The organism is Cellulophaga sp. RHA19 (genome assembly GCF_002813425.1).
Lineage (GTDB): Bacteria > Bacteroidota > Bacteroidia > Flavobacteriales > Flavobacteriaceae > Cellulophaga.
Window position 1 is genome coordinate 2,600,822 of sequence record NZ_PHUL01000001.1, and the last position, 24,085, is coordinate 2,624,906.

Sequence of the window (24,085 nt, forward strand, 5' to 3'; positions counted from 1 at the left end):
AATTCACATAGTATTATCCAAGATGGTAAATTTAATTAAGAAGTTCTTTTTCTCTACACGTTTAATGTCATTTCTCTTTATTGCTTTTGCAACAGCATTAGCTCTTGGGACATTTATAGAAAGCTGGTATAGCACAGATACAGCAAGGATTTGGATCTACAATACCACTTGGTTTGAAGCTATAATGGCCTTTTTTGTAATTAACTTTTTAGGAAACATTTCTAGATATAAATTATTGCGTAAAGAAAAATGGGCAGTATTGTTGTTACACCTTTCTTGGATATTTATAATAATTGGTGCATTTGTAACAAGATACATTAGTTTTGAGGGGATGATGCCTATACGTGAAGGCGAAACTGAAAATGTATTTTATTCTGATAAAACATACATTTCTACTATAGTTTATGGTGAAAAAGACGGAGTAAAAATGCAGAAAAAGCAAGAGTATCCTATTCTTGTAACAGCAGAAGGTTTAAAGTCTAGTTTGCCAATTCATACAAATTTTGATAAAACAGAATACAGTATTAAATATGCTGGTTTTATTGATGGAGCTAAAGAAGGATTAATTATTGGTGAAGAAGGAAAAAACTTTTTAAAAATAGTAGAATCTAGTAGTGGTGGTCGTCACGATCATTATCTAGAAGAAGGTGTTGTACAAAGCATACATAATATTTTATTTGCTTTAAATAAGCCAACCAAAGGTGCTATTAATATTACGGCAACAGACTCTAGTTACACTATACAATCTCCGTTTGAAGGTACTTTTATGCGAATGGCAGATAGGTTACAAGGTGGCGTTAAAAAAGATACGGTACAAAAACTGCAATTACGCTCTTTATATCAAATGGCAGATATGCAATTTGTAATGCCAGACTCTTTGGTTAAAGGTAAAAACGGAATTATACCTATACCAAAAGAGGAACGTACAAAAAATATGGCAGATGCCTTAATTTTAGATGTTACTGTAAATGGTAAAACTGTACGTAAAAAATTACTAGGGTCTAAAGGTATGTTGCAGTTTGCAGATCCTTTTAAAATTGGCGATTTAGAGTTTAGGATGGCTTATGGTTCTAAAATGTACGAATTGCCTTTTGCTATTAAGTTGAATGATTTTATAGCAGAAAAATATCCTGGTACAGAAAAAGGGTATGCGTCTTTTATGAGTAAGGTTACTATTGAAGATGAAAAGCCATTTGACTATGATATTTTTATGAATCATATATTAGATCACAAGGGATATCGTTTTTTTCAAGCAAGTTTTGATCCTGATGAAAAAGGGACGAAACTATCTGTTAATCACGACCAATGGGGAACTTGGATTACTTATATTGGTTATTTTATGTTATATGCAGGTTTAATGGGTATTATGTTTTTTGGAAAAACAAGATTTAAAGATTTAGCGGTTTCTTTGGACAAAATTAAAGCTAAAAAAGCAAAACTTACGTCTGTTTTAGTTTTAGGTGCTTTGTTGAGTTTAACTTCTCAAAGTGTAAATGCACAACAGCATAGTCCTGGCGATGGTCATAACCACGCAGCAGTACCTAGTCAAGAAGTTGTAGATTCTATTATTTTAGCAACTGCAGTATCTAAAGAACATGCAGAGGAGTTTGGTAAGCTAGTGATTCAAGATGAAGGTGGACGTATGAAGCCTTTAAACACATTTACATCAGAATTACTACGTAAATTAAGTTTAAAAGATAAATACTTAGGCTTAACATCAGATCAAGTGTTTTTATCTATGATGACTAACCAACAATTGTGGGCTAATGCACATATTATTGCTATTGATAAAAAAGGGTATAATGATAGTATACGTAAAGTTATAGGTGTGCCAGCTGGGCAACGATATGCAACTTTAATGGACTTTTTTGATGAAAAGCAAAGTTACAAGTTAGATCCGTTTTTGGTAGAAGCTACTGCAACTAATAATCCTAATAAATTTCAGCAAGATTATAAAGATGTTAACATTAGATTAGGGCTTTTAAACAGAGCTTTAAGTGGAGAAATTTTAAAGGTTTTTCCGCTATTAAATGTAGATAATAATAAATGGATATCTGCTTTAGAATATAGAAGTAACAATGGTCAGTTTCCTGTCCAAGAAGAATTGTACGATAATTTTATAAAAAATGCTATACCATATTATTTATTAGAATTGCAAAAAGCAAGAGAATCTGAAGATTATACAAAAGCTAATACAATGTTAGCTGGTTTAAAACAAAATCAAATAAACCACGGAAAAGAAGTATTACCGTCAGACAGAAAAATAAATATAGAAGTAATTTACAATAAGCTTAATATTTTTAATGTGCTATATAAGTCATACGCTGTTGTGGGCTTATTTTTATTTATTATTTTAATTTTTCAAATATTTAAAGATCGTAGTGTTTGGCGTGTAGCTGTTTACTTTTTTAAAGGGACAATTTGGTTGTTGTTTTTATGGCATACAGCAGGCTTAATATTACGTTGGTATATATCTGGACACGCACCGTGGAGTGATGCTTACGAGAGCATTATTTACGTAGCTTGGGCTACTTTAGGTATGGGCTTATTATTTGCACGTAAAAGTAATTTAACAATTGCAGCGGCTACTTTTGTTACTGCTATGTTATTGTGGATAGCACACCAAAACTGGGTAGATCCATCAATATCTAACCTAGTGCCAGTTTTAGATAGTTATTGGTTAATGATACACGTTGCGGTAATTGTGGGTAGTTATGGACCATTAACCGTTGGGATGATCCTAGGGGTTACATCATTAATACTAATTATACTAACAACCAAGAAAAACAAAGAGCGTATGGATCTTAACTTGAAAGAGTTAACCATAATTAATGAGCTTGTTTTAACAACAGGACTTGTTATGCTTACTATAGGTAACTTTTTAGGAGGTATGTGGGCTAACGAAAGTTGGGGACGTTATTGGGGTTGGGATCCAAAAGAAACTTGGGCATTAGTATCTATTATGATTTATGCTTTTGTTGTGCATATGAGAATTGTACCTGGTTTACGTAGCAAGTGGTTGTTTAACTTTGCAAGTATTGTTGCTTTTGCAAGTATTATGATGACGTATTTTGGAGTAAACTTTTACTTAGCAGGTTTGCATAGTTATGCTAGTGGAGCTCAAGTTATTACCCCTATGTTTATATGGTATACAGCAGCTGGTGTTGTGGTACTTGGTTTAATAAGTTACTGGAGATATAAAGTAAACTATTCTAAATAGTTTACTTTCCGCCATTGGCTTTTAGGTCTGCAATACATTGTGGATCTAACGTTGGTATTTGTCCTCCTGTAATAGAGTTTAAAAGTCCTTCTCCTGTTTCTGCAGTCCAGTACACTAAGCAATTGTCTACATCACAATGCTTACCGTGTGCTATGTCTTGGTGGTCTGTTTGCATTTCAGATCCAACATTAACTAAACCAAGTAAGTGTCCAAATTCGTGATTTAAAACGGTAGTAGATAATACTGTTCTGCTTGGAGCTAGTGGTTTGTTACTAAAAGTTTTTACAGTGTTTTCAAAAATAGCAAAAGATGTGTTTTGGTAGGCAATTCCTAAAACAGAGCCATTTTCTGTATTTCCGGCATATTTTGCATCTAAATAAATACCAAAAACAGCAATTTTATCATTTGTATTATACTGAGTACGCAAGTTGTTTTCCATAGCAATAATATCATCAACCGTGTAAGCAGATTTTGCGGGTACAGTAATTTCTTCAAGTCGAATTTCCCAACCTTTAGATTTATTTAATCGTTCTGTAACAAAAGTTTTAAAATTTTCTACAGTTTCATCTGTAGGTTTATAATCTTTTACGTAGAATATTTCAAAAACAGTAGATTTATATTTGTCATTAGCCAGTAAATCGTTTGCTGAGTCACCTACATTTTTTCTATTTCTGTCTTTCATTTCTTCAGTAATAACTTCGTTGTTATTATCAGTAGATGATGCGTCAGATTCGCTATCTGTAGAGCAAGCGCTAAATAAGCTAATTATTAAAAGGAAATAAACAGTTGTTTTAAGGTTCATTATGTTGTTATTTATTCAAATTATAATAGTGTTGTTAAATTTATATACGTCTAATAATGCCAAATAGTTTTGTTAGGTTGTTTAGGTTCTAAATTTGTAACTTTGGTAGAGCAACTAAATAACACTAAAACTAAAAAAATGAAGCAATCTAAAGCAGGGTTAAACACAATATGCACACATACAGGAGAGGTAGAAGATAAACAGTTTAAAGGCGCTGTATCTCCTTTATATATGAGTTCTTCCTATGCTTTTGAAGGCGTAGATGTTAAGCGTTACCCAAGGTATTTTAATACACCAAACCAAGAGGCTCTTTGCAGAAAGGTAGCAGCATTAGAACATACAGAAGCCGGATTAATTTTTGGAAGTGGAATGGCAGCTGTAAGTACATCTTTATTGGCTTTTTTGCACGCTGGAGACCACGTTGTACTCCAAAAAACATTATATGGTGGCACGTATAACTTAATACAAGAAGAGTTTACTAAGTTTGGAATAGAATACTCTTTAACAGAGGGTTTAAAGGCTGAAGATTTTGAAGCTAAAATAAAAGAAAATACAAAGGTTGTTTATATTGAAACACCATCTAATCCTTTGCTTACGATTACAGATTTAAAGGCGGTTGCAAATTTGGCTAAAAAGCACAATTTAATATCTATGATAGATAATACTTTTGCAAGTCCTGTAAATCAAAACCCAATAGATTTTGGAATAGATATAGTTATACACAGTGCTACAAAATATATGGGAGGACATTCTGATATTTGTGCAGGTGCTGTTGCATCTTCAGCAGAATATATAGATAAGATTTTTCAATTAGCAAAGAATTTTGGAGGTAGCTTAAGTGATTATACAGTTTGGTTGTTAGAACGTAGTATGAAAACGATGGGAATTAGAGTAAAAGCTCAGAATGAAAATGCACAAAAAATGGCAGAATATTTACATCAAAATAAAGATGTAGAAGTTGTGTATTATCCTGGTTTAGAGTCGCATCCAGACCACGAACTAGCAAAGTCACAAATGAAAGGTTTTGGAGGTATGTTATCTTTTGAGCTTAAGGACGACATAAATGCTATGAACTTTCAAAATGCATTAGAACTTATAAAACCATCTATGAGTTTGGCAGGGGTAGAGAGTACTGTTTTGTCTCCAACGCAAACATCTCATTCTTTATTAAGTGCAGAAGAAAGAGAAAAACAAGGCATTAAGGATGGTTTAATTCGTTTTTCTGTTGGTATAGAAGAAGTAGAAGATTTAATAGCTGATATAGAACAAGCATTAGCTAAGGTAAAATAGATTAGAATAAAATGAAGTTAGATATATTAGTTTTTGGGGCGCACCCAGATGATGCAGAGCTGGGAGCAGGAGCTACAATAGCAAAAGAAATTGCAAATGGTAAAAAAGTTGGTATTGTAGATTTAACACGAGGTGAATTAGGTACTAGAGGAACAGCACAAACTAGAGATGAGGAGGCTACAGAAGCTGCTAAAATTTTAGGTGTTTCTGTTAGAGAAAATTTAGCTTTTAAAGATGGTTTTTTTGTAAACGATAAAGCGCACCAATTAGAAGTAATTAAAATGGTACGTAAATACCAGCCAGAAATTGTATTATGCAATGCTATTGATGATAGGCATATAGATCACGGTAAAGGTAGTAAACTTGTTAGTGATGCTTGTTTTTTAAGCGGGTTGTTAAAAATAGAAACAACAATAAATGGAGAAGCTCAGGAAAAATGGAGGCCTAAAAACGTTTATCATTATATACAGTGGAAAAATATAGAGCCAGATTTTGTGGTAGATGTTACGGGCTTTATAGATACCAAAGTAAAGTCTGTTTTAGCATACAAAACTCAGTTTTACGATACAAATAGTAATGCACCACAAACACCTATTACGAGTCAGAATTTTTTACAAAGTGTAACTTATAGAGCTCAAGATTTAGGGCGTTTAATAGGGGTAGACCACGCAGAAGGTTTTACTGTAGAGCGCTTTGTAGCTGTAAATAGTTTGGATGACTTAATTTAAGGGATTAAATCTCTTCTTTTGGTAATTCAAAATAAAATGTACTACCAATACCTAAGGTGCTTTCTATCCAGATTGTGCCTTTGTTATTGGTGATCATTTCTTTACACAAAGGAAGTCCTAGTCCTGTACCTTTTTCATTATTGGTACCATAAGACACTGCTATTGCACTTTCGTTGGTAAATAGCTCTTCAATTAATTCTGGTTTAATTCCTATGCCAGAATCTTTTACGCTAACAATCCAGGTGTTTTCAGTTTCTTTAGCGTTTAAAACTATGTTGCCATCTGTTTTAGTAAACTTTATAGCATTACTAAGTAGATTGCGTATAACAACACTCGTTTGGTTTTTATCTGCCCAAACAATAGCGTTTGCAGGTATGTTATTTGTGATACTAATGTTTTTATTTTCAGCGAGCTCAGCTAATAAGTTAATATTGTTTTGAGTAAGGTTGTTTATTTTGGCTTTTGAAGGAGAAGTAGAGCCGCCGTTCATTTGTGTTCTACTCCAAGATAACAGATTTGTTAGCGTAAAAAATAAAGCATCAACATCACTCTTTAGTTTTGGTATAAAACGTATAAAATCTTCTGCTTCTACATCTTTAGAAACAAACATATCTAAAAGACTTTGTAAAGCAGCAATAGGATTTCTAAGATCGTGACCAATAATAGAAAATAGTTTATCTTTTGTTTTATTTATGTTTTCTAATTCGTTCTCTCTCTTTTTTAATATTTCGGTTTGCTCTATAAGCTGGTTGTATAATTTTTTTCTAGTATTAGCTTGTATTTTTATAAGTAGTAAAATAAAACTTAATACAACTAAAGCTGCAATTGCTATATAAAGGTAATTTTGATGTTTGTCTATTTCTTTTTTAGCATCTGCCTCTGTATCTCTTTTTTGCCTTTCGTATTCTGTTCTTGTTTTAAATGCACCTAAGCTGTTGCTGTTTTCTCTTCTTAATATAGAATCAGAAGTTTTTTTAAACAATTCCAGACTTTCTAATGCTAAATCTGTTTTATTATTTTGTTTGTGTATTTGGTAAAGTGTTTCGTAAGATTCCTCTAGTTCTTCTAGTAGTTTAAATCTTGTTCCTATTTCAATAGCTTTGTTAACGGCAGTTTCAGCTTTGTTCATCTGCTTTAGACTTAAGTAAGCTTTAGCTTTTGCGTTCTCTAAAGACATTACAGTTCTATCGTCTGTTAATTCTTTTAAAATATTTTCACTAATACTTAGCCATTTTAAAGCTAACTCCGGCTGTTTTTGTTCAATTAATATTCTTCCTTTATTTATATAGCAATAAGATAGCCATTCTTTATCCCCTTTTTTTTCAAAAGTGGCAATACTATTATCTATATATTTAGTGGCTAAGTCTAATTCATTTACTCTTATGTAAATGTCAGACATGTTGGCGTATGTTTCTGCAATGTATATAGGGTTGCCTATTTCTTTGTTTAGCTTGTCTACTTCTTTATATAAGGCAATACTTTGTTTGTAGTCTTTTTGGGAAGCATATAAACTAGCGGTGTTATCTTTTATGAAAGATAAAAGTACTTTTTCATCGTTTTCTAGAGCTAAATCTGCACCTTTTAAATAAGCTTTTAAAGCTTCTCCATTTTTTCCAATATATGCATATTCAGAACCAAGTTGATTAGATAAACTAATTTGACCATCTATATAATCAATTTTCTCTGCTATGTTTAAAGCTTCTGTAATTTGTTTTATGGCTAAATCAAAGTCTCCTTGGTAAGAGTTGTAGTATGCAAAATGAGATAAAGCATCTGTTTTACCTTTGCTGTAGTTTATAGTTTCACTTAGTTTGTATACTCTGTCAGATATAGCTTTTAAGCTATCTACGTTTTCATACCTGTAATAACTAGCTAAAGATGTAAGTAAATCTATGTAGTTTTGTTTGTCTTCTTTAGTTTTTAATTTTTCAGATGCATTTTCTACTAATGCTCTAATACTGTCTATTTTAGATTGAGAATTTGCAGATAGCACAGAAAAGCATACAAGTGTAAGTGTAATTATTTTTTTAAGTAAATTACTTTGTAAACTATTGTTCATGTGACAGTGAAAAATGTATAAAAATGCCTAGCAATATATTGATAACGAACTAGTTTAACAAGTTTTTAAGTTAAAAAATATGGTATAACTAGTAAATGTAATCCTGTATTATGAATTTAAAAATTTTAGTATTAATTATAGTGTGTATTGATAATTGTCTTCTCCCTTTGGAACAGTAAAATAAAATATAGTTCCTTTTCCTAATTTACTTTTTGCCCATAAATTACCTCCATTATTTTCTACCATTTCTTTACTTAAAGAGATGCCCAAGCCTGTTCCTTTTTCATTATCAGTGCCAAAGGTAGTGTGACTTTGGTTTGGGGTAAATACTTTACTTAAGTCTTCTTCACTCATCCCTATGCCAGTATCTTTTATGGTAACTTCAATAAATTGATATTTTTCTTGTGCGTCTATTGTTATTTTTCCTCCTTTAGGAGTAAACTTAAGTGCATTGCTAATTATGTTTCTAATAACAATATCTATTTGGTTTGGATCAGAAAATATCATAGTATTTTCTGGAATTTCATTTACTAACGTAATAGATTTCTTTTTAGCAGTTTCGCCTAATAAATTTATGTTGTTCTCTGCTAAAGTATTTAATTCTGCTAATGTAGTATTGGTAGTTGCACCATTCATCTGTGTTTGTCCCCATGATAGTAAGTTGTTTAATGTAAAAGATATATGATCTACATCTTTTATAAGTTTAGGAACAAAGTCTCTAAACTCTGTTATGGCTAAATCGCCAGACTTCATCATTTTTAAAACATCTAATAATGCACCTATTGGGCCTCTTAAATCATGTGCAATAATAGAGAATAATTTATCTTTTGTTTCATTAATCTCTTGCAGTTCTTCTTCTCTGTTTTCTAAAACAACTTGCTTTAATTGCAACTCTGTATTAAGCTTTTTATGAGCTTTTCTACTTTTAGACATCATATAGGTTATAATACCCCATATTATTAAAATAGAGATGCCTATGTAAATAGCACTCCTAATTCTGGCATTCTCCAGTTTATCTACAACTTCTTTAGTTTCTTTTAGTTTATCTCTCTCAATTTTTGTTTGAAGCATTAATAAACTACGCTTGTTCTCTTTTCTGGATAAAGAGTCTGTTACTTTTTTATATAGTTCATGAAAAAACAATGATTTTTCAAAGTCTTTTTTGTTTTTATTTATTTTATATAAGATGTCAGAAGCGCTTTCTATATTTTTAATAGAGTTAAGTTCTTTTGCGTTATTGTAAGCTGTAAGTGCGTATAATTCTGCTGTATCTGTATTTTTGTTGCCAAAATGTGCATATGCTAAACCGCTAAGTAAATTTAGCTTGTCTCTGTTGTTTTTTATTTGGTCATATAAATGAAAGCTTTGGTCATACCAACGTATAGCCCAAGTGTATTTTTTTTGTTTTAAGTAAATATCTCCCTTTACTCTATAGGCCTTTGCTATCCATCTAATGTTGTTGTATTCTTCAAAAATGCTAATACTCTTATTAATGTTAAACATAGCATTATTAATGTTGCCTATTTCACTTTGTAAATAAGCATAATTACATAACGTTTTTGCAGAGTAAAAATCATCCTTAATGATAAGGTTTAGTTTTATAGATTTTTCTAAGAACAATAATGCTTGTTTGTAATCTTTTTGAGCAGAGTAGAGGTTGGCAATATTTTCGTTCATTACAGAAAGCATTCTGTTGTTATTGCTTTTTTCTGCTAATTCTACTCCCTCTAAATATATTGCCAAAGAATTGGCGTAGTTACCAAAATAATAATAAGACTTTGCAAAATTATTCATTATAGACAATTGTAAATTACTGTCTGTTGTCTTTTTGCTTTCTTCTAGAGCTTTTATATATAATGTATTTGCTTTTTCACTATTACCGGCATCAGAATAGTAATTGGCTGTTTGTAAAAGAGCATTGCTTATACCGTAACTGTATTCTAATTCTTCGCTAAGTTTTAAAGACTCATTAGCTAAAATTAGTAAACTGTCAGAATTATAAAAACGAAGTCTTTCTGCTTTGTTTATTAAGGCATTTACATAAATTGTGTCTTTTTTAACCAAGTCACTACTAATAGTAGGAGTATTGACACCATTTGCTTTTGTAATACAGCAGAATAATAGTGTACAAAGTAAAGACAGTAGATAATACGGCCTTCTTATATTTAAACAATACACTTTATATTGTGATTTTATAACCATTAATTTTATTGCTATTCTGTATTTGTAACTAAAACGTGAATTTAATAGTAAGCATATGCATTGGCTAATTAATGTTGTGAAATAACATATTTTGTGTGTTTGAACTGCTTTTTTGTACTTGTTAACGACTGCCGAAAAATAATAAACAGGGGCTAAACTACGATAAATATTGATAATTAGTACGTTACAATCTATTTTTTAAATATATTAAAATATGATGCAAAATATTTTGATAGATAAAATAAAAAAAATTATCTTTGCATCCGCTTACAAATGGTGGATGTAGCTCAGCTGGTTAGAGTATCGGTTTGTGGTACCGAGGGTCGCCGGTTCGAACCCGGTCTTCCACCCAAAAGCAAAGCCTTATCAATTTTGATAAGGCTTTTTTGATTTTAATAGATGAATAATAAATAAAAAACCCTTTACTAATTATTTAGTAAAGGGTTTACTTGTTTTAAAAAGCTAGGTTTTTAATCTATTCTGTAGGTTTATCTACAACTAGTTTGTTTGCTCTGTTAGCAATTTCCCATGCTGTGTAAAAAACTAATCTAGTTCTGTTCTCTAATAGATCGTAGTTAATCTTATCTGGAGTATCAGATGGTTGATGATAATCATCATGAGTACCGTTAAAATAGAAAATAATAGGGATGTTGTTTTTAGCAAAGTTATAGTGATCACTTCTGTAGTAAAAACGGTTGGGATCATTTTCATCATTATAAGTATAATCTAAAACAACATTGGTGTATTTTTTATTTACTTCTTCAGATAAGTTGTGCAATTCTGTACTTAATTTATCAGATCCAATAAGGTAAATATAGTTTCTGTCTCCTTCACGCTTAGGGTCAATTCTACCAACCATATCAATATTTAAATCAGCAACAGTATTTTCTAAAGGAAAAATTGGATCTACATCTGTATAGTGTTGAGAACCTAATAGACCTTTTTCTTCACCAGTAACGTGTAAAAATACAACAGAACGTTTTGGTCCGTTACCATCTAATTCTGCCTTTCTAAAAGCTTCAGCAATTTCTAGTAATGCAACAGTACCAGAACCATCATCATCAGCACCATTATTAACTTGTCCGTCTGCAGATACACCAATGTGGTCTAAGTGAGAAGATATAACAAGATATTCATCTGGTTTCTCAGAACCTTTAATGTAAGCAACTACATTTTCAGACTTTACATCTTTATTGCCGCTTTTTAAATCTACATTTAAAGTAGTGTTAACAACTTTAGGTGTGTTATCTGTAGCAATGTTTTTAACAATGGCGTTTGCTAATTTAGAATTAACTAAAATTGTTGCAAACTTATTAGGTGTTGCAGGTTTAGGAGAAATTCTTTCTCTACCGCTTTTTTTCATTTGAGCAAAATATTGCTGGTATCTTGGGTAGTTGTTTTCGTCGTAAAAAATAATACCTACTGCACCTTTTTCTTTTGCAGTTTCAACTCTTTTTGCTAATGCTTCAGAAGGGTTGTTCCAAGAAGATTTTTCTTTAGAACCAGACAATACATAAGTACCATCATCATTTTTAGGTTCTCCTACTTTAGCTATAATAATTTTATCTGTAACGTCTAGGTTTTTATAGTCAGAGTAGTTTTCTTCTTCTATACCAAAACCTACATATACAACATTAGTGTAGTCTCCAGAAGCAGCAGTAGTAGCAACATAATCCTCTCCTAATTTGTATTCCGTTCCGTTTATGCTAAGAGAACCTGTAGGTAGTTTAGATATCTCTAAAGGAACATCTTGAAAGTAGTTGCCATCTGCTTTAGCTGGTTTAATACCTAAACCTATATATTCTTTTTTAATGTATTCTATTGCCTTTTTTTGTCCAGGTTTTCCTGTCTCACGGCCTTCAAATTCATCAGAAGCATAAGTGTATAAGTGTGTTTTTAATTCAGCTTCGGTAATAGTGTTACCATAAGTTTCTGGATTAGCTTCCACAGCCTTTTCCGTTTTCTTTTCGCCTGTAGTTTTCTGAGTCGAATTACAGCTTACAGCCAAAGCTAAGGCCATAAATGCTAGTTTTTTCATATTTGGATTTTTAATTGTTCTTGTATTTTGAAAAGTACTAAAAAATGGGCAATTATAAGTTATGCTTTAGGTTGTTTGTTAACATTTTAATAACAATGCTCTTTTGTTGTGTTTTTGCAAGTGTAGGTTGTTTTTACGCATGTTATTGTTAGTTTTATAATTAAATTTATAGTAATAATGTGTTTTTGTTTATTCTGTTACAGTCTTTTTTTAAAGGCTTTACAGTGGTTTTAATGGTTATTTAAGTCTTTGTTAGATAACTTCTTGTTTTTTATTAATATTTCAGCTTTTGTATTAACCTTTAGTTAATAAAATTACTTCTGTTGCAATATTTTAATGTATTTTGTGTTATTTAACATATTAAATAGTAAGTATTTATACCTTTAATAAAAGTTAGTTATTACCACTGCTTTTAGGTGCATAACTAATTATTTGATTAAAATTTTACTAAGCAATAATACATATTGTAATTGTTTTAAAATGGAAGAGATTATGTTGGGGTTTACAGCAGGTGTAAAATAATTGATATTATTAATGTTAGAATAAAAAATAAAAACAACCCATAACAAAACCTCTAACCAACCTTTCTTTATGAAGAATTCTTTTTCTGAACGCTTAAACTACAAGGCAGAACGCTTTTTAAGCAAAGGAGGCTCATCAATCTTTAAGAGTCTTTTAATTATATTTATCGTTGTATTTGTATTTCTGGTAGGATTGCGATTATTACTTATAAATCTTTTTCCTAGTCTAGATTATACAGGAAACATTTTTAGAGATATTTGGGTTACTTTTTTAGAAATGACAGATCCTGGTAATATGAATCAGGATAATGATGCACCAACTTTTTTAAAGGTTTTAACGGTTTTATCTGGCTTAACCGGTGTTATTTTGCTGTCTATGCTTATAGGTTTTATTACAACTGCCTTAGATACAATGTTGTATGATTTTAGAAAAGGTAGGGGTAAGGTTATAGAAAGTAACCACACTATTATTTTAGGATGGAATGAGCGTGTAGTAGATGTTATAAGAGAATTGATTTTAGCTAATGAGAGCGAGTCTAAAGCGTCTGTTGTTATTTTATCTAACACAGATAAAGAAGAAATGGATAACTTAATTACTAAGCGTTTGCCAGATATGATGACGACAGAGGTAATTACAACTCAAGGAGATTATGCCAATATTAACGAGCTAAAACGTATTAATTTACACTCGGCTAGGTCTATTATAATACTTGCTGGTTGTTCTGAAAGTGCAACTTTAAGTAAAAAGAAAGCTAGTGATGTACAATCTGTTAAATCTATCTTGGCAATTACAGCCTGTCAAAATGGTAAAAACGAGTTGCCAATTATTGCAGAGATTTTTACCAAAGAAAAAAGAGATATTATAAGCTTTTTTGAAGATGATAATATTATTGCTATTGATAGCTGGAATATTATGGGTAAACTTTTAATACAGACATCGTTAACAAGTGGTTTGGATTCTGTTTATAAAGAGATTTTATCTTTTGATGGCTGTGAAATATACTTTTATGAAGATGATTGGAATAAGGTGCCTTTTGGAGAATTAAGTTATTATTTAAAAGACGGTATTCCGTTGGGTATTTACTCAGAGGAAGAAGGTTTGGTGCTTAGGCCTCCAGTAGATAAAGTACTAAACAATGGAGATTCTGTTGTAATTTTAGCAGAAGATGATTCTACAATATCTTTTGAGGGGAAGCAATACTTTTTTCCTAATAGAGATAAAAAAATTATTGATGTTCGTTTAGAGCAGAAGAAAAAACGAATTTTAATCTTAGGTTGGCATAAAGTGGCTGAAGTTTTTATAGAGGAGGCTACGGATTACTTATTGGAAGGTTCAGATTTTGATATTTTGTTTGATGAACCTACGGATGAATTAACGCAGATAGTTACAGATATTAAAGGTTTATATCCAGATTTTAATATCAATTTGCATAATTCTAATCCTTTAGATCTACACAAGCTTGAAGAAATTAATCCAGAGGGTTATGATACTGTTGTAATATTGTCTCAGAGTATGGAAGAGCAATCTGCAGATAAAATAGATTCTGATACCCTAATTATTTTACTGTTACTACGTAAACTAGTACAAAGCGCAGACGGACTACATATAATTACTCAGGTTTTAAATTCTGAAAATCAAGAAATAATTACACAAACAAATGTAGATGATTTTATAATTAGTAATAAGCTAATTACAATGATATTGGCGCAATTAAGTGAAGAGGCTTTAATGAAGACTTTTTACGATGATATTTTCTCTGAAGATGGAAGTGAAATTTATGTAAAACCAGCAACACTTTATTTTGATACTTTTCCGCAGAAAATAACTTTTGCAGATGCTATTTTTTGTGCACAACAGAGAGATGAAATTTGTTTAGGAATTAGAAAAGGTAATTTAAGCAAAAGCTTAGAAAATAATTTTGGTATTACTTTAAACTTATCTAAAGACACAGAAATAGAATTATTAGAAGATGATTTCTTAATTGTATTATCAGAAGACGAACTGTAAAATAGTAACTTTAAAACATTAAAAAGGAGTTTGTTTTACAAAATAAACTCCTTTTTTTATATGATACATTATCTTAAATAATACTCGTAAACCAGTGTGATATATGAGATAGACCATTAGAAACTTCATTAATTAAAGGAATGTCATAGCTTAAACCTTTGCCAACAGAATATATTACAAATAACACATAAAGTAGTAATAGTAACTTTGCGTGTATTCCTTTTATGCCTTTTTTAGAAAGTATAAATATAAAAAATACAATTACGGTTAGTATTAAAAGTAGCACTCGCAATTGCCCTATGTTTTCAATAGTATCTGCACTCATTTCTATAGGTCCGTATATTAATGTAAACAAGAATAAAGGAAAACCCAAAGCAAAGCAAACATCAAATATGTTACTACCTAAAGCATTAGCAACAGCGTCATCATAATTACCTTTCATTGCATCTTTGTAAGATATAATAGTGTCTGGTACACTTGTAGCAGCAGATGCTAAAACAACAGAAACAAAGTAAATAGGCATACCAGTTGCAGCACCAAATTCCTGGCAAGCTTCTACCAGCCAAAAACAAGCTAATCCTATAAATAAAACGGAAACAATTAGTAATCCAATAGCTTTTACTTGGTTTATTTTAGAATCTCCAAGAACAACAGTAGCTAAATCACCTTTAAATAAGGCAACAGCTCTGTTGCCGCCATCAGCCTCTTCTTCGTAGTCGTTTTCTACTTCACCTGGTCCTTGACTAAGTAGCATATAGCCAACGTAAACAAAGTAAAGTGCCATTAAAATTAAACCGTGGATCCAATTTAAAGATGTACCGCTAATTACAAATATTAAAGCTAACTCTGCTAAAATTAATGCTATACCATCTCTGTATATTACTTTTTTAGAAACTTCTATTTTAGAAGTTATCTTTTTTCCTATTACAACTAAAATTACAACCGCAGGTATAATCATTGCATTAAAAACAGCGCTACCAGCTGTTGTGCCAATACCACCAGAAAACCCGTCTTTATCTTTTAATACAAACAAAAAAAACAGTGTAGTAAATAATTCTGGTAAGCTGCTACCTATGGCGTTTATAGTGGCGCCTTTTATACCTTCTTTCATGTTTCTGCCTAGGTAATTAGATGCCATTTCAAAGCCATCACAGGCTCTCCAAATTATAATACAGGTTATTAATATTAGTCCTAGTGAAGTTAAAATTGCCATAAATAGTTTGTTGGTTTTGGGTAAATTTAAATAAATAAAATAGAAAATGTTTAAAAATATTATTGGGTGGCATCAAATGCAATTAATATGTAACATTTGTTACGTTCTATTTGTTAGAAAATATAGATATTTACGACTCTTAATTGTAGTATGACAAAATATTTAGATGCTTTTATTAGTGCTTTTTCAGGTTCTTTAAGTTGGACCTGGAAGTCTATAATTTTTGATGTGCCTTGGTACACCAACTATTTTTGGGGGTTATTATTAATTTCGTTACTTGTTTGGAGTTTAGAAATTGTATTTCCTTGGCGTAAAAATCAGTCTATATTTAGAAAAGATTTTTGGTTAGATTTTTTCTATATGTTTTTTAATTTCTTTGTTTTTTCTATAGTTATTAGTGGTTTTTACAAAGTGCTAGAGTTATTGTTTAACTCTAGTGGTATTACAATTAAAAGCTTAGCTATTGTAGATTTGTCTAAGTTGCATATGGCTTGGCAATTATTAATTTTCTTTATAGTTCTAGACTTTGTGCAGTGGTTTACACATGTATTGTTGCATAAATTTCCTGTATTGTGGAACTTTCATAAAGTGCACCATAGTGTTAAAGAAATGGGTTTTGCTGCTCATTTACGTTACCATTGGATGGAAAACGTATTGTATAAGCCATTAAAAACCTTTGGTGTTTTAGTTTTAGGTGGTTTTGAGCCAGAACAAGCATATATAGTTCACTTTTTTGCAATTACTATAGGGCATTTTAATCATTCTAACATAAAAATTACGTGGGGACCATTAAAATATATATTTAATAATCCGGTAATGCACTTATATCATCATGCATACACAATACCAGAAGGTTCTTATGGTGTTAATTTTGGAATTAGTTTAAGTCTTTGGGATTATATTTTTAAAACAAACTACATACCAGAAGATAGTGGTACAATACGTTTAGGTTTTAAGGGTGATGATCATTTTCCTAAAGGATTTGTAAAGCAGAATTTATACGGTTTTACAAAAGATAAAAATGTAGAGTAGTGTTTATTGATTTTTATGGTTTAATTAAATTGTAATTATCTATAAAAAACCTTTTTTACATAAACTGTGGTATGTAAAAAAGGTTTTGTGTTTGTCTTAGTTACTCTTTAAATTACTTAACCCAAAGGCTGTCTGTAAAATAATGTTTACAATCTAAAAAGTTTGTAGCAAGAGTGTAACCTGTTTTTGTGGCTAAATCTTCAATCTCATTAAGGTCGTATTTTTTAGATAACTCTGTCCAAATAAGCTCGTTCTGATTAAAATTAATCACTTTATCTAATTTTTTAAGATAAACCTGTTGCTTTTTAAGGCTTACAATGTAACTTTTTACTTCTCCGTTAGTTGGGTTGTAATGGCAATAAAAATCAAAATCATCAATTTTAAAATCGGCTTCTAACTCTCTGTTAATACGTAGTAATAGGTTAAGGTTAAAACGTTTTGTAATTCCGTCTTTGTCAAAATACGCATTGTGTATGGTAATAGGGTTCTTTTTTAGATCTATGCCAATTAGTAACTTATCCTTAGGCTTCATATTCTTATTAAAAAGCTGTAGTAGCTCTGTGGCTTCATCATAAGCATAATTGCCAATATTACTTCCTAAAAACAGCAGTAAACTTGGTGTAGTGTCTTGTTTAAGCTCTTTAAGCATTTTAAAATAGTCGCCAATTTTAGGTTTAATAGATACATTTGGTAAGCGTTCTTTTAGTTTTTTGGTAAGCATATCTATTGCTTCTTTGCTGATATCTATTGGTATGTAGTGAAAAGCAATGTTGTTTTTCTCTAAATATTCTAATAGTTTAAAAGTTTTAAACCCGTCGCCAGCACCAAACTCTATAATGTTAAACGGTACTTTAAACTCTAGCGCATCAACAATTTGTTTTGCTTGAAGCGATAAAATCTCAAATTCACTATCTGTTAAATAGTATGATTGCATGTGCATAATTTCCTGAAAAATTCTGCTACCTGCATCATCGTAAAAGTATTTAGAAGAAAGGTGTTTTTTTGGCGTACTTAGGCCGTCTAATATATCTTTATCAAAAGTATAATCCATAATTTATTGTGCAAGTCTTATTCCAGAAAATAACCAACGCATATCTGGCTGAAAAAAGTTTCTGTATGTTTTTCTACTGTGGTTCTCTTGTGTTGCTATAGAGGCTCCTCTAAGCACGTGTTGGTTAATCATAAACTTACCATTATACTCACCTAAAGCACCTGGAGCTTTAGAAAAGTTAGGGTAAGGTAAATAGGCACTATTGGTCCATTCCCAAAGCTGACCGTAATTTAGGTATTCTGCGGCAACTTCCCATTCAAATTCTGTAGGTAAACGCATTTGTTTCCATTCCGCGTAGGCATAAGCTTCGTACATGCTAATGTGTGTAACCGGTTTATTGGGTTCTACAGGCTTAAAACCATCTAGCGTATAGTAATGCCAAACGTCTTTGACTTTGTGCCAGTATAGCGGTGCTGCAATTTCATTTTTAGTAATATAATCCCAGCCTTCTGCGTGCCAAAGGTTAAAGTTGGTGTAGCCGCCAGCCTCTATAAATGCAATATACTCTGCATTGGTGGTTAGGTTGTTGCTAATTTTAAAATTATGAATATAAGTTTTGTGTACACCTAATTCATTATCAAAACTAAAACCTGAAGAGTTGTAGCCTATTTGGTACACGCCTTCTTTTATGCATATAAACTCTTGTTTTTGCGTAATATTTTTTAAGGCTATATTATTCTCTAGAGTAGGGAATGTAGGCTGATTTCCAAAAATGTATTTAATATCATAATAAAATAACTCTTGGTGTTGTTGCTCGTGGTTTATACCTAGCTCTATAATTTCTAAGGCTTCTTTAGGTAGGTTATTATCCAAAAAGGCAATCATTTTGTTATCTACATAGTTTCTATAGGTATAAACTTCGTCTACAGTTGGCCTAGTCATTAATCCTCTATTAGGACGCAAAACACGTTCGCCAGCATTGTTATAGTAGCTATTAAAAAGATATGCAAAATCGTCATTATAAACGGTATATTCTGGGCTAAATTCTTTTAAAACAAACTGCTCAAAAAACCAAGTGGTATGTGCTAAATGCCATTTAGGTGGCGACACAAATTCTGTTGGTTGAACAGAGTAATCTTCAGTTTTTAGGCCTTTACATATGTCTGTAAATTTGTTACGAGTATTTAGGTATGCGTCTTTTATATTAGTCATTTACTATGGTTGTGTCTATAATAATATCACTTTGTAATGTTCTGTGAACAGGGCATTTAGAGGCTATCTCTTTAAGTCTTTGTTTTTGTATTTCATCTAGGTTGCCTATAAACTTTAATTTTTTAGAAAGATGGTCATATTTAGTTGGTTTATCAACATCTAGCATTAAATCTGCACTGTGTTTTTTTGCATACGTAATATAAACAAAAACTTCTTGTAAATCCCATTTTTTGCGCTGCGCATACATTTTTAAAGTCATTACGGTGCAAGCAGCTAAACCTGCACTCAGAAAATCGTAAGGAGACGGACCAAAGTCATCACCTATATCTTCTGGTTCATCTGCAATTAAAGTATGTTTTTTGGTTTGTATTGTTGTGGTAAAATTGTCTTCTAGTAAGTTAAGGTGTCCAACCAATTGTTCGCCATCTGTAGAGAGCATCTTATTCTCTTTAGGCTCAAAATAACGCTGTACCCAAGTACCAATTACATTACCAGCATAAACACTATCTTTTGGGTTGGTAAGTAGGTGGTCTGCTTGGTCTAAACTTACAAAGCTTTTAGGGTGGTGTGCGGTTAAATAAAGCTCCTGAGCGTTGTCTACACCAACTATGGTGTCTATAGGTGAGTGCAGTATTAAAATAGGTTTACGCAGCTCTTTCGTGATTTTAGGTAAATCGGTTTTACTAAAATCTTCAGCAAATTCTTTATTTATTTTAAATGGCCTGCCCCAATATTAACTTCAACAGCACCTTTTTCTGGTATACTACCAACATCGTGAGTAAATAAATGTGTAACGTGATTAGCTGTAGAAGGTGCGCCAATGGTAGCAACTGCCTTAATATTATCTAATTTTGATGCTGCTACAATAACGGCTGCCCCACCAAGTGAGTGTCCAACCAGTAGGGAGGGAGCGTCATAATGTTCTTCTAAGTAATTATTTACGGCAATAAGGTCTTCTACGTTGGCAGAAAAATGACTGTCTGCAAATTCTCCTTCACTACGTCCAAGCCCAGTGAAATCAAACCTAAGAACACCAAAACCGTGACTAGTTAAAGATCTACTAATGTTTTTTACTGCTGTTAATGTGCTACTACAAGTAAAACAATGAGCAAAAATGGCAAAGTAGTTTGGTTTTTGGTTTGCAGGCAGCTCTAAATATCCTTGTAGCTGTAATCCATTTTTATTTTTTATATGTAATCTAGTGCTCTTCATAAGTTAGTTTTGATGTGTTAACGTGCTTAGAAAACTTGTTTAGTAACAGTTGTACTTTATGTGTAATGTGTGTTTTGTAAAAGGGTTTATTAGTTTTTTTTGATAGTAATTTTTAAACTTTTTTTGTGGTGGTTAAAAGGTTAAAAATGTGTAAACTTTTGTGATAATTTCATTTTCAAACTTAGGTTGTAAATCGTTTACAGTGGTTTTAATTTAGTGATGGAAAACACATAAAATTCCGATCGGTATTTTTTATAAAACACATATTTTTTAATGTTTTATATTATTTTTAAAAATTTGTTAACCAGTACTTTAAAGGTTTTAATTTGAATATAAAGTTTAATAATGAATACTTGAGGTAAATTTGTATTTTATCCTATTGAAGAAATAAAAATTTGTTACACACTCTGCACCCCAATGAACAATTTATAAACAGCTTTTGTGCACAAATGGCATCTGCCATCTAATGCAATTATATAAAGTTGTTTTTCTATCATTCTAAACTAAAAGAAAAACTATTCTACAACTTCTACACCTTTCCAAAAAGCAACATAACCTTCTATTGGTTTTGCCATTTTTGACACCTCTGGGTAATGCCAAGCAGCATCTTTATTTTCCTTACCATCTACAGAAAGGCTATAGTAATGGGCTTTTCCTTTCCAAGGACATGTAGTATGTGTAGTTGATGCTGTAAAAAACTCTTGCTTAATGCTCTCTTTAGGAAAATAATGATTGTTTTCTATTACTATAGTATCGTTACTCTCAGCGATAACAGTGTTGTTCCAAATTGCTTTCATAAATGTGGTTTTTAATTTATTTGTTATTGTTGGTTATTTTGTCGGAAAAAAGGGTTTAAAATTACAGTGCAACTATGGTGTTGCTTAGCAGTTAATTAGCTGTTTTGTTATCGGTATTCGGGGTTTTCAAAGCTCCACTTTTTGCCATTATCCCAGCCTTCACGAGAATTACCATAACTTGGGTAACCACCTTGTTCTTTCAACATTTTTGCTAAATGCATAAGGTTGTAGGTCATAAAAGTGGTATTTCTGTTGGTAAAGTCAGACTGCAAGCCAACAGGGGTGTCTAGTTTTTCTCCTTTCCACTCGGTGTCTCCGTAGCTAGGTCCTGGGCCAACCTCACCAATCCAACCAGCATCTGCTTGTGGTGGTATAGAATATCCAATGTGCTGTAAAGAGTATAAAATACCCATTGCGCATTGCTTAACACCATCTTCGTTGCCTGTTATGATTGTGCCACCAACTTTTCCGTAGAACAAATACTGTCCCTTTTCATTTGTCATACCACTCATAGCGTATAGTCTTTCAATAAGTTTTTGAGCAATAGAAGACTTTTCTCCTAACCAAATGGGAGTCCCCATTATAAGGATATCTGCGTCTATAATTTTTTTAAATAGTTCTGGCCATTCATCTTTTTTCCAGCCATGTTCTGTCATATCTGGATAAACACCACTAGCAACATCGTGATCTACAAGTCGTAATTGATCTACAGTTACATTCTCTTTGCGCATTATTTGCTTAGAAACCTCCATAAGTTTAGAAGTATGACTTTCTGATGGTGATTTTTTTAGCGTACAGTTAATGTACATTGCCTTTAAATTACTAAAATCTGTTTTTTGCATAGGATCTGTTTTTTAGTTTTGACCAGATATTAAGAGCTACAGGATAGCATAGAACAACCTACTTTGTTTTTTGCCCAATCTGGTCTTTTGGCAAACCACTTTTGATGTTCTGGTTGTTCTTTGTACGGATTTTTTAATAGCTGATATAACTCATCTAACACACTATAATTTCCGTTATCAGCTGCGTCAATTGCTAATTGAGCCATATAGTTACGTAATACGTACTTAGGGTTGGTTAAATTCATCTTTACTTTACGTTCAGAATCTATAGTTTTTTCTAACTTTAACCTGCTCGCATATGCTGTAAACCAATTAATCCAATGTGCTTTGATGTCATTTGTAAGTGCAGTAGGAGTATACAAAGCTTCTTTAAGCTGTTTTAGAGCGTCTTTAGGAGCTTCTGTGTTAAATGCAGTTAAGTTTCTGTAAAAGATGGTCATATCGGTCTCTAAACGCTGCAAATTAGCTTCTAACTCTTCAATTAGTTTAAAGTCGGAATCAAATTCAGAATACAAACCAATTTTAGAACGCATCATTTTTAAAGAAGCTTTATCATAACCAAGTTTGTAATTGTCTAAAATGGCTTCTAGAGGAGCGGCCTCATTAACCAGCGGAAACAAAGCATTTGCCAATTGAAAAAGATTCCATAACCCAACATTAGGTTGATTGTTGTAACGGTAACGCCTATTTTCGGCGTCTGTAGTATTTGGTGTCCAGTCCGGATTATAATCGTCTAACCAGCCATAAGGACCATAATCTATAGTTAAACCTAAGATAGACATATTATCTGTGTTCATAACACCGTGCACAAAACCTACACGTTGCCAATGCACAATCATATCTAACGTACGTTCTGCAACTTCTTTAAAAAATGCAATGTATGTTTCTTTAGATGGGTTGCCTAAATGCGAAAAATGATTTTTAATAGTGTAGTCTACTAAGGTAGTTAGTGTAGAAATATCTTCTCTTGCTGCCAATAATTGAAAATTTCCAAAGCGTAAAAAACTTGGCGCAACTCTGGTAACAATAGCTCCTTTTTCATAAGCAGCATTACCATTGTACAACATATCTCTTAATACACTATCTCCTGTAAGTGCTAAAGATAAAGCTCTTGTAGTTGGTACACCTAAATGGTACATAGCTTCGCTACATAAATACTCTCTTACAGATGATCGCAATACAGCTAGACCATCTGCTGTTCTAGAATACGGAGTTTCTCCTGCTCCTTTAAGCTGTAAAGCCCATATTTTATTGTTGTGTTCTACCTCAGCAAGGTTAATAGCTCTACCATCTCCTAATTGTCCGGCCCAATTGCCAAATTGGTGTCCGCCATAACACATAGCATACGGTTTAGTGTCTGCCATAACGCTATTACCTGTAAACACGTTTAAAAACTCTTTAGTAGCACTATCTTTTTTAGTTAGCCCAAGAGTTTGCAACATATCATCAGACACGTGTATTAACTCTGGATTCGCTGTTTTTTTAGGTGTAACATAAGAAAAACAAGCATTGGAGACCTGTCTTCTAGAATTTTCTAAAATAGGATCTGCGGGTAATTGTGATGTGAATCTATTTTTTAAGTTAAATTTCATTACTTAAGCTTGTTCAATTATAGTATTCCACTTATCACTTCTTTTGGCAATAGCTTTTACATAGCCACAAACAGCTACAGCTTTGTACCCTTGTGCAGTAAGTAGCTCAAAAGTTTGTTCTACTAATACTTTACCAACGCCTTTTCCTCTTAAACTAGGAGGTACTTCAGAATAGACCAAGTACATTTTGCCATCTTTAAGTTTGTAATCTACAAATGCAGTGGCACCTTCTACATCCATAGTAAATTTTTGATTTTCTTTATTATGTATAACTTTCATTCTTTTTAAAATTTAAAAAACCTGCAAGTCATAAAGAATTACAGGTA

The 24,085-nt window shown here is 31.9% G+C and carries 16 protein-coding genes, 1 tRNA gene and 1 pseudogene; 6 read left to right on the plus strand and 12 right to left on the minus strand.

The features are described from left to right. Positions 1–22 precede the first annotated feature (22 nt). On the plus strand, positions 23–3,220 hold the full coding sequence (gene ccsA, locus AX016_RS11520) for a cytochrome c biogenesis protein CcsA (RefSeq protein ID WP_198519432.1): 3,198 nt from the start codon (positions 23–25) through the stop codon (positions 3,218–3,220). A 1-nt stretch (position 3,221) separates the two neighbouring features. On the opposite strand, the gene AX016_RS11525 is transcribed toward ccsA, so the two are convergent. After that, positions 3,222–4,022, minus strand: a complete 801-nt coding sequence (locus AX016_RS11525; RefSeq protein ID WP_100895752.1) for a membrane metalloprotease — start codon at positions 4,020–4,022, stop codon at positions 3,222–3,224. Positions 4,023–4,160: 138 nt separating this feature from the next. Between AX016_RS11525 and AX016_RS11530 the strand changes: the two genes are divergently transcribed. Both AX016_RS11530 and bshB1 read left to right on the plus strand, forming a co-directional pair. Then, entirely contained in the window at positions 4,161–5,312 is a 1,152-nt protein-coding gene (locus AX016_RS11530) for a trans-sulfuration enzyme family protein (RefSeq protein ID WP_100896855.1), read from the plus strand. An 11-nt stretch (positions 5,313–5,323) separates the two neighbouring features. Then, on the plus strand, positions 5,324–6,040 hold the full coding sequence (gene bshB1, locus AX016_RS11535) for a bacillithiol biosynthesis deacetylase BshB1 (RefSeq protein ID WP_100895753.1): 717 nt from the start codon (positions 5,324–5,326) through the stop codon (positions 6,038–6,040). Positions 6,041–6,044: 4 nt separating this feature from the next. Here the strand turns inward: bshB1 and AX016_RS11540 are convergent, their stop codons facing one another. Both AX016_RS11540 and AX016_RS11545 read right to left on the minus strand, forming a co-directional pair. Next, positions 6,045–8,099, minus strand: coding sequence for a tetratricopeptide repeat-containing sensor histidine kinase (locus AX016_RS11540; RefSeq protein WP_100895754.1), 2,055 nt, complete (start codon positions 8,097–8,099; stop codon positions 6,045–6,047). A gap of 135 nt (positions 8,100–8,234) precedes the next feature. Continuing rightward, positions 8,235–10,301 carry a tetratricopeptide repeat-containing sensor histidine kinase gene (locus AX016_RS11545; protein WP_100895755.1) on the minus strand — a complete coding sequence of 689 codons (2,067 nt, stop codon included), beginning with the start codon at positions 10,299–10,301 and terminating at the stop codon, positions 8,235–8,237. A gap of 275 nt (positions 10,302–10,576) precedes the next feature. On the opposite strand from AX016_RS11545, the gene AX016_RS11550 reads away from it, so the two are divergent. Continuing rightward, positions 10,577–10,652: transfer RNA gene (locus tag AX016_RS11550), tRNA-His, on the plus strand. Positions 10,653–10,776: 124 nt separating this feature from the next. Here AX016_RS11550 and AX016_RS11555 read toward each other — a convergent pair. After that, the gene (locus AX016_RS11555; RefSeq protein ID WP_100895756.1) at positions 10,777–12,339 is read right to left on the minus strand and encodes a M28 family peptidase; all 1,563 of its coding nucleotides are present in this window, start codon (positions 12,337–12,339) and stop codon (positions 10,777–10,779) included. A gap of 591 nt (positions 12,340–12,930) precedes the next feature. Between AX016_RS11555 and AX016_RS11560 the strand changes: the two genes are divergently transcribed. After that, positions 12,931–14,868, plus strand: coding sequence for a CASTOR/POLLUX-related putative ion channel (locus AX016_RS11560; RefSeq protein WP_100895757.1), 1,938 nt, complete (start codon positions 12,931–12,933; stop codon positions 14,866–14,868). Positions 14,869–14,941: 73 nt separating this feature from the next. Here AX016_RS11560 and AX016_RS11565 read toward each other — a convergent pair whose 3' ends face one another. Beyond that, a complete protein-coding gene (locus tag AX016_RS11565; protein ID WP_100895758.1) occupies positions 14,942–16,081 on the minus strand; it encodes a sodium:calcium antiporter in 1,140 nt (379 codons plus the stop codon). 150 nt (positions 16,082–16,231) lie between these two features. On the opposite strand from AX016_RS11565, the gene AX016_RS11570 reads away from it, so the two are divergent. Then, complete coding sequence (locus AX016_RS11570) at positions 16,232–17,113, plus strand: sterol desaturase family protein (RefSeq protein WP_100895759.1); 882 nt, start codon at positions 16,232–16,234, stop codon at positions 17,111–17,113. A 112-nt stretch (positions 17,114–17,225) separates the two neighbouring features. Here the strand turns inward: AX016_RS11570 and AX016_RS11575 are convergent, their stop codons facing one another. The 7 genes and pseudogenes from AX016_RS11575 to AX016_RS11605 all read right to left on the minus strand — a co-directional run bounded on the left by AX016_RS11575 (position 17,226) and on the right by AX016_RS11605 (position 24,038). Continuing rightward, complete coding sequence (locus AX016_RS11575; RefSeq protein WP_100895760.1) at positions 17,226–18,164, minus strand: L-histidine N(alpha)-methyltransferase; 939 nt, start codon at positions 18,162–18,164, stop codon at positions 17,226–17,228. A gap of 3 nt (positions 18,165–18,167) precedes the next feature. Further along, the gene (egtB, locus tag AX016_RS11580) at positions 18,168–19,316 is read right to left on the minus strand and encodes an ergothioneine biosynthesis protein EgtB (protein ID WP_100895761.1); all 1,149 of its coding nucleotides are present in this window, start codon (positions 19,314–19,316) and stop codon (positions 18,168–18,170) included. Beyond that, a pseudogene (locus AX016_RS11585) lies at positions 19,309–20,528 on the minus strand (bifunctional alpha/beta hydrolase/OsmC family protein). Before AX016_RS11585 ends, egtB begins: the two are co-directional and overlap by 8 nt. Positions 20,529–21,043: 515 nt before the next feature. Continuing rightward, entirely contained in the window at positions 21,044–21,325 is a 282-nt protein-coding gene (locus AX016_RS11590) for a DUF427 domain-containing protein (protein ID WP_100895762.1), read from the minus strand. 107 nt (positions 21,326–21,432) lie between these two features. Then, entirely contained in the window at positions 21,433–22,167 is a 735-nt protein-coding gene (locus AX016_RS11595; RefSeq protein WP_100895763.1) for a flavodoxin family protein, read from the minus strand. Between the two features lie 29 nt (positions 22,168–22,196). Beyond that, positions 22,197–23,759, minus strand: coding sequence for a protein adenylyltransferase SelO (locus AX016_RS11600; protein WP_100895764.1), 1,563 nt, complete (start codon positions 23,757–23,759; stop codon positions 22,197–22,199). A 3-nt stretch (positions 23,760–23,762) separates the two neighbouring features. Continuing rightward, on the minus strand, positions 23,763–24,038 hold the full coding sequence (locus tag AX016_RS11605) for a GNAT family N-acetyltransferase (RefSeq protein ID WP_100895765.1): 276 nt from the start codon (positions 24,036–24,038) through the stop codon (positions 23,763–23,765). Positions 24,039–24,085 lie beyond the last annotated feature (47 nt).

Coding starts and splice junctions, on each gene's coding strand:
- ccsA (WP_198519432.1), top strand. CDS start 23: ATGGTAAATTTAATTAAGAAGTTCTTTTTCTCTACACGTTTAATGTCA.
- AX016_RS11525 (WP_100895752.1), bottom strand. CDS start 4,022: ATGAACCTTAAAACAACTGTTTATTTCCTTTTAATAATTAGCTTATTT.
- AX016_RS11530 (WP_100896855.1), top strand. CDS start 4,161: ATGAAGCAATCTAAAGCAGGGTTAAACACAATATGCACACATACAGGA.
- bshB1 (WP_100895753.1), top strand. CDS start 5,324: ATGAAGTTAGATATATTAGTTTTTGGGGCGCACCCAGATGATGCAGAG.
- AX016_RS11540 (WP_100895754.1), bottom strand. CDS start 8,099: ATGAACAATAGTTTACAAAGTAATTTACTTAAAAAAATAATTACACTT.
- AX016_RS11545 (WP_100895755.1), bottom strand. CDS start 10,301: ATGGTTATAAAATCACAATATAAAGTGTATTGTTTAAATATAAGAAGG.
- AX016_RS11555 (WP_100895756.1), bottom strand. CDS start 12,339: ATGAAAAAACTAGCATTTATGGCCTTAGCTTTGGCTGTAAGCTGTAAT.
- AX016_RS11560 (WP_100895757.1), top strand. CDS start 12,931: ATGAAGAATTCTTTTTCTGAACGCTTAAACTACAAGGCAGAACGCTTT.
- AX016_RS11565 (WP_100895758.1), bottom strand. CDS start 16,081: ATGGCAATTTTAACTTCACTAGGACTAATATTAATAACCTGTATTATA.
- AX016_RS11570 (WP_100895759.1), top strand. CDS start 16,232: ATGACAAAATATTTAGATGCTTTTATTAGTGCTTTTTCAGGTTCTTTA.
- AX016_RS11575 (WP_100895760.1), bottom strand. CDS start 18,164: ATGGATTATACTTTTGATAAAGATATATTAGACGGCCTAAGTACGCCA.
- egtB (WP_100895761.1), bottom strand. CDS start 19,316: ATGACTAATATAAAAGACGCATACCTAAATACTCGTAACAAATTTACA.
- AX016_RS11590 (WP_100895762.1), bottom strand. CDS start 21,325: ATGAAAGCAATTTGGAACAACACTGTTATCGCTGAGAGTAACGATACT.
- AX016_RS11595 (WP_100895763.1), bottom strand. CDS start 22,167: ATGCAAAAAACAGATTTTAGTAATTTAAAGGCAATGTACATTAACTGT.
- AX016_RS11600 (WP_100895764.1), bottom strand. CDS start 23,759: ATGAAATTTAACTTAAAAAATAGATTCACATCACAATTACCCGCAGAT.
- AX016_RS11605 (WP_100895765.1), bottom strand. CDS start 24,038: ATGAAAGTTATACATAATAAAGAAAATCAAAAATTTACTATGGATGTA.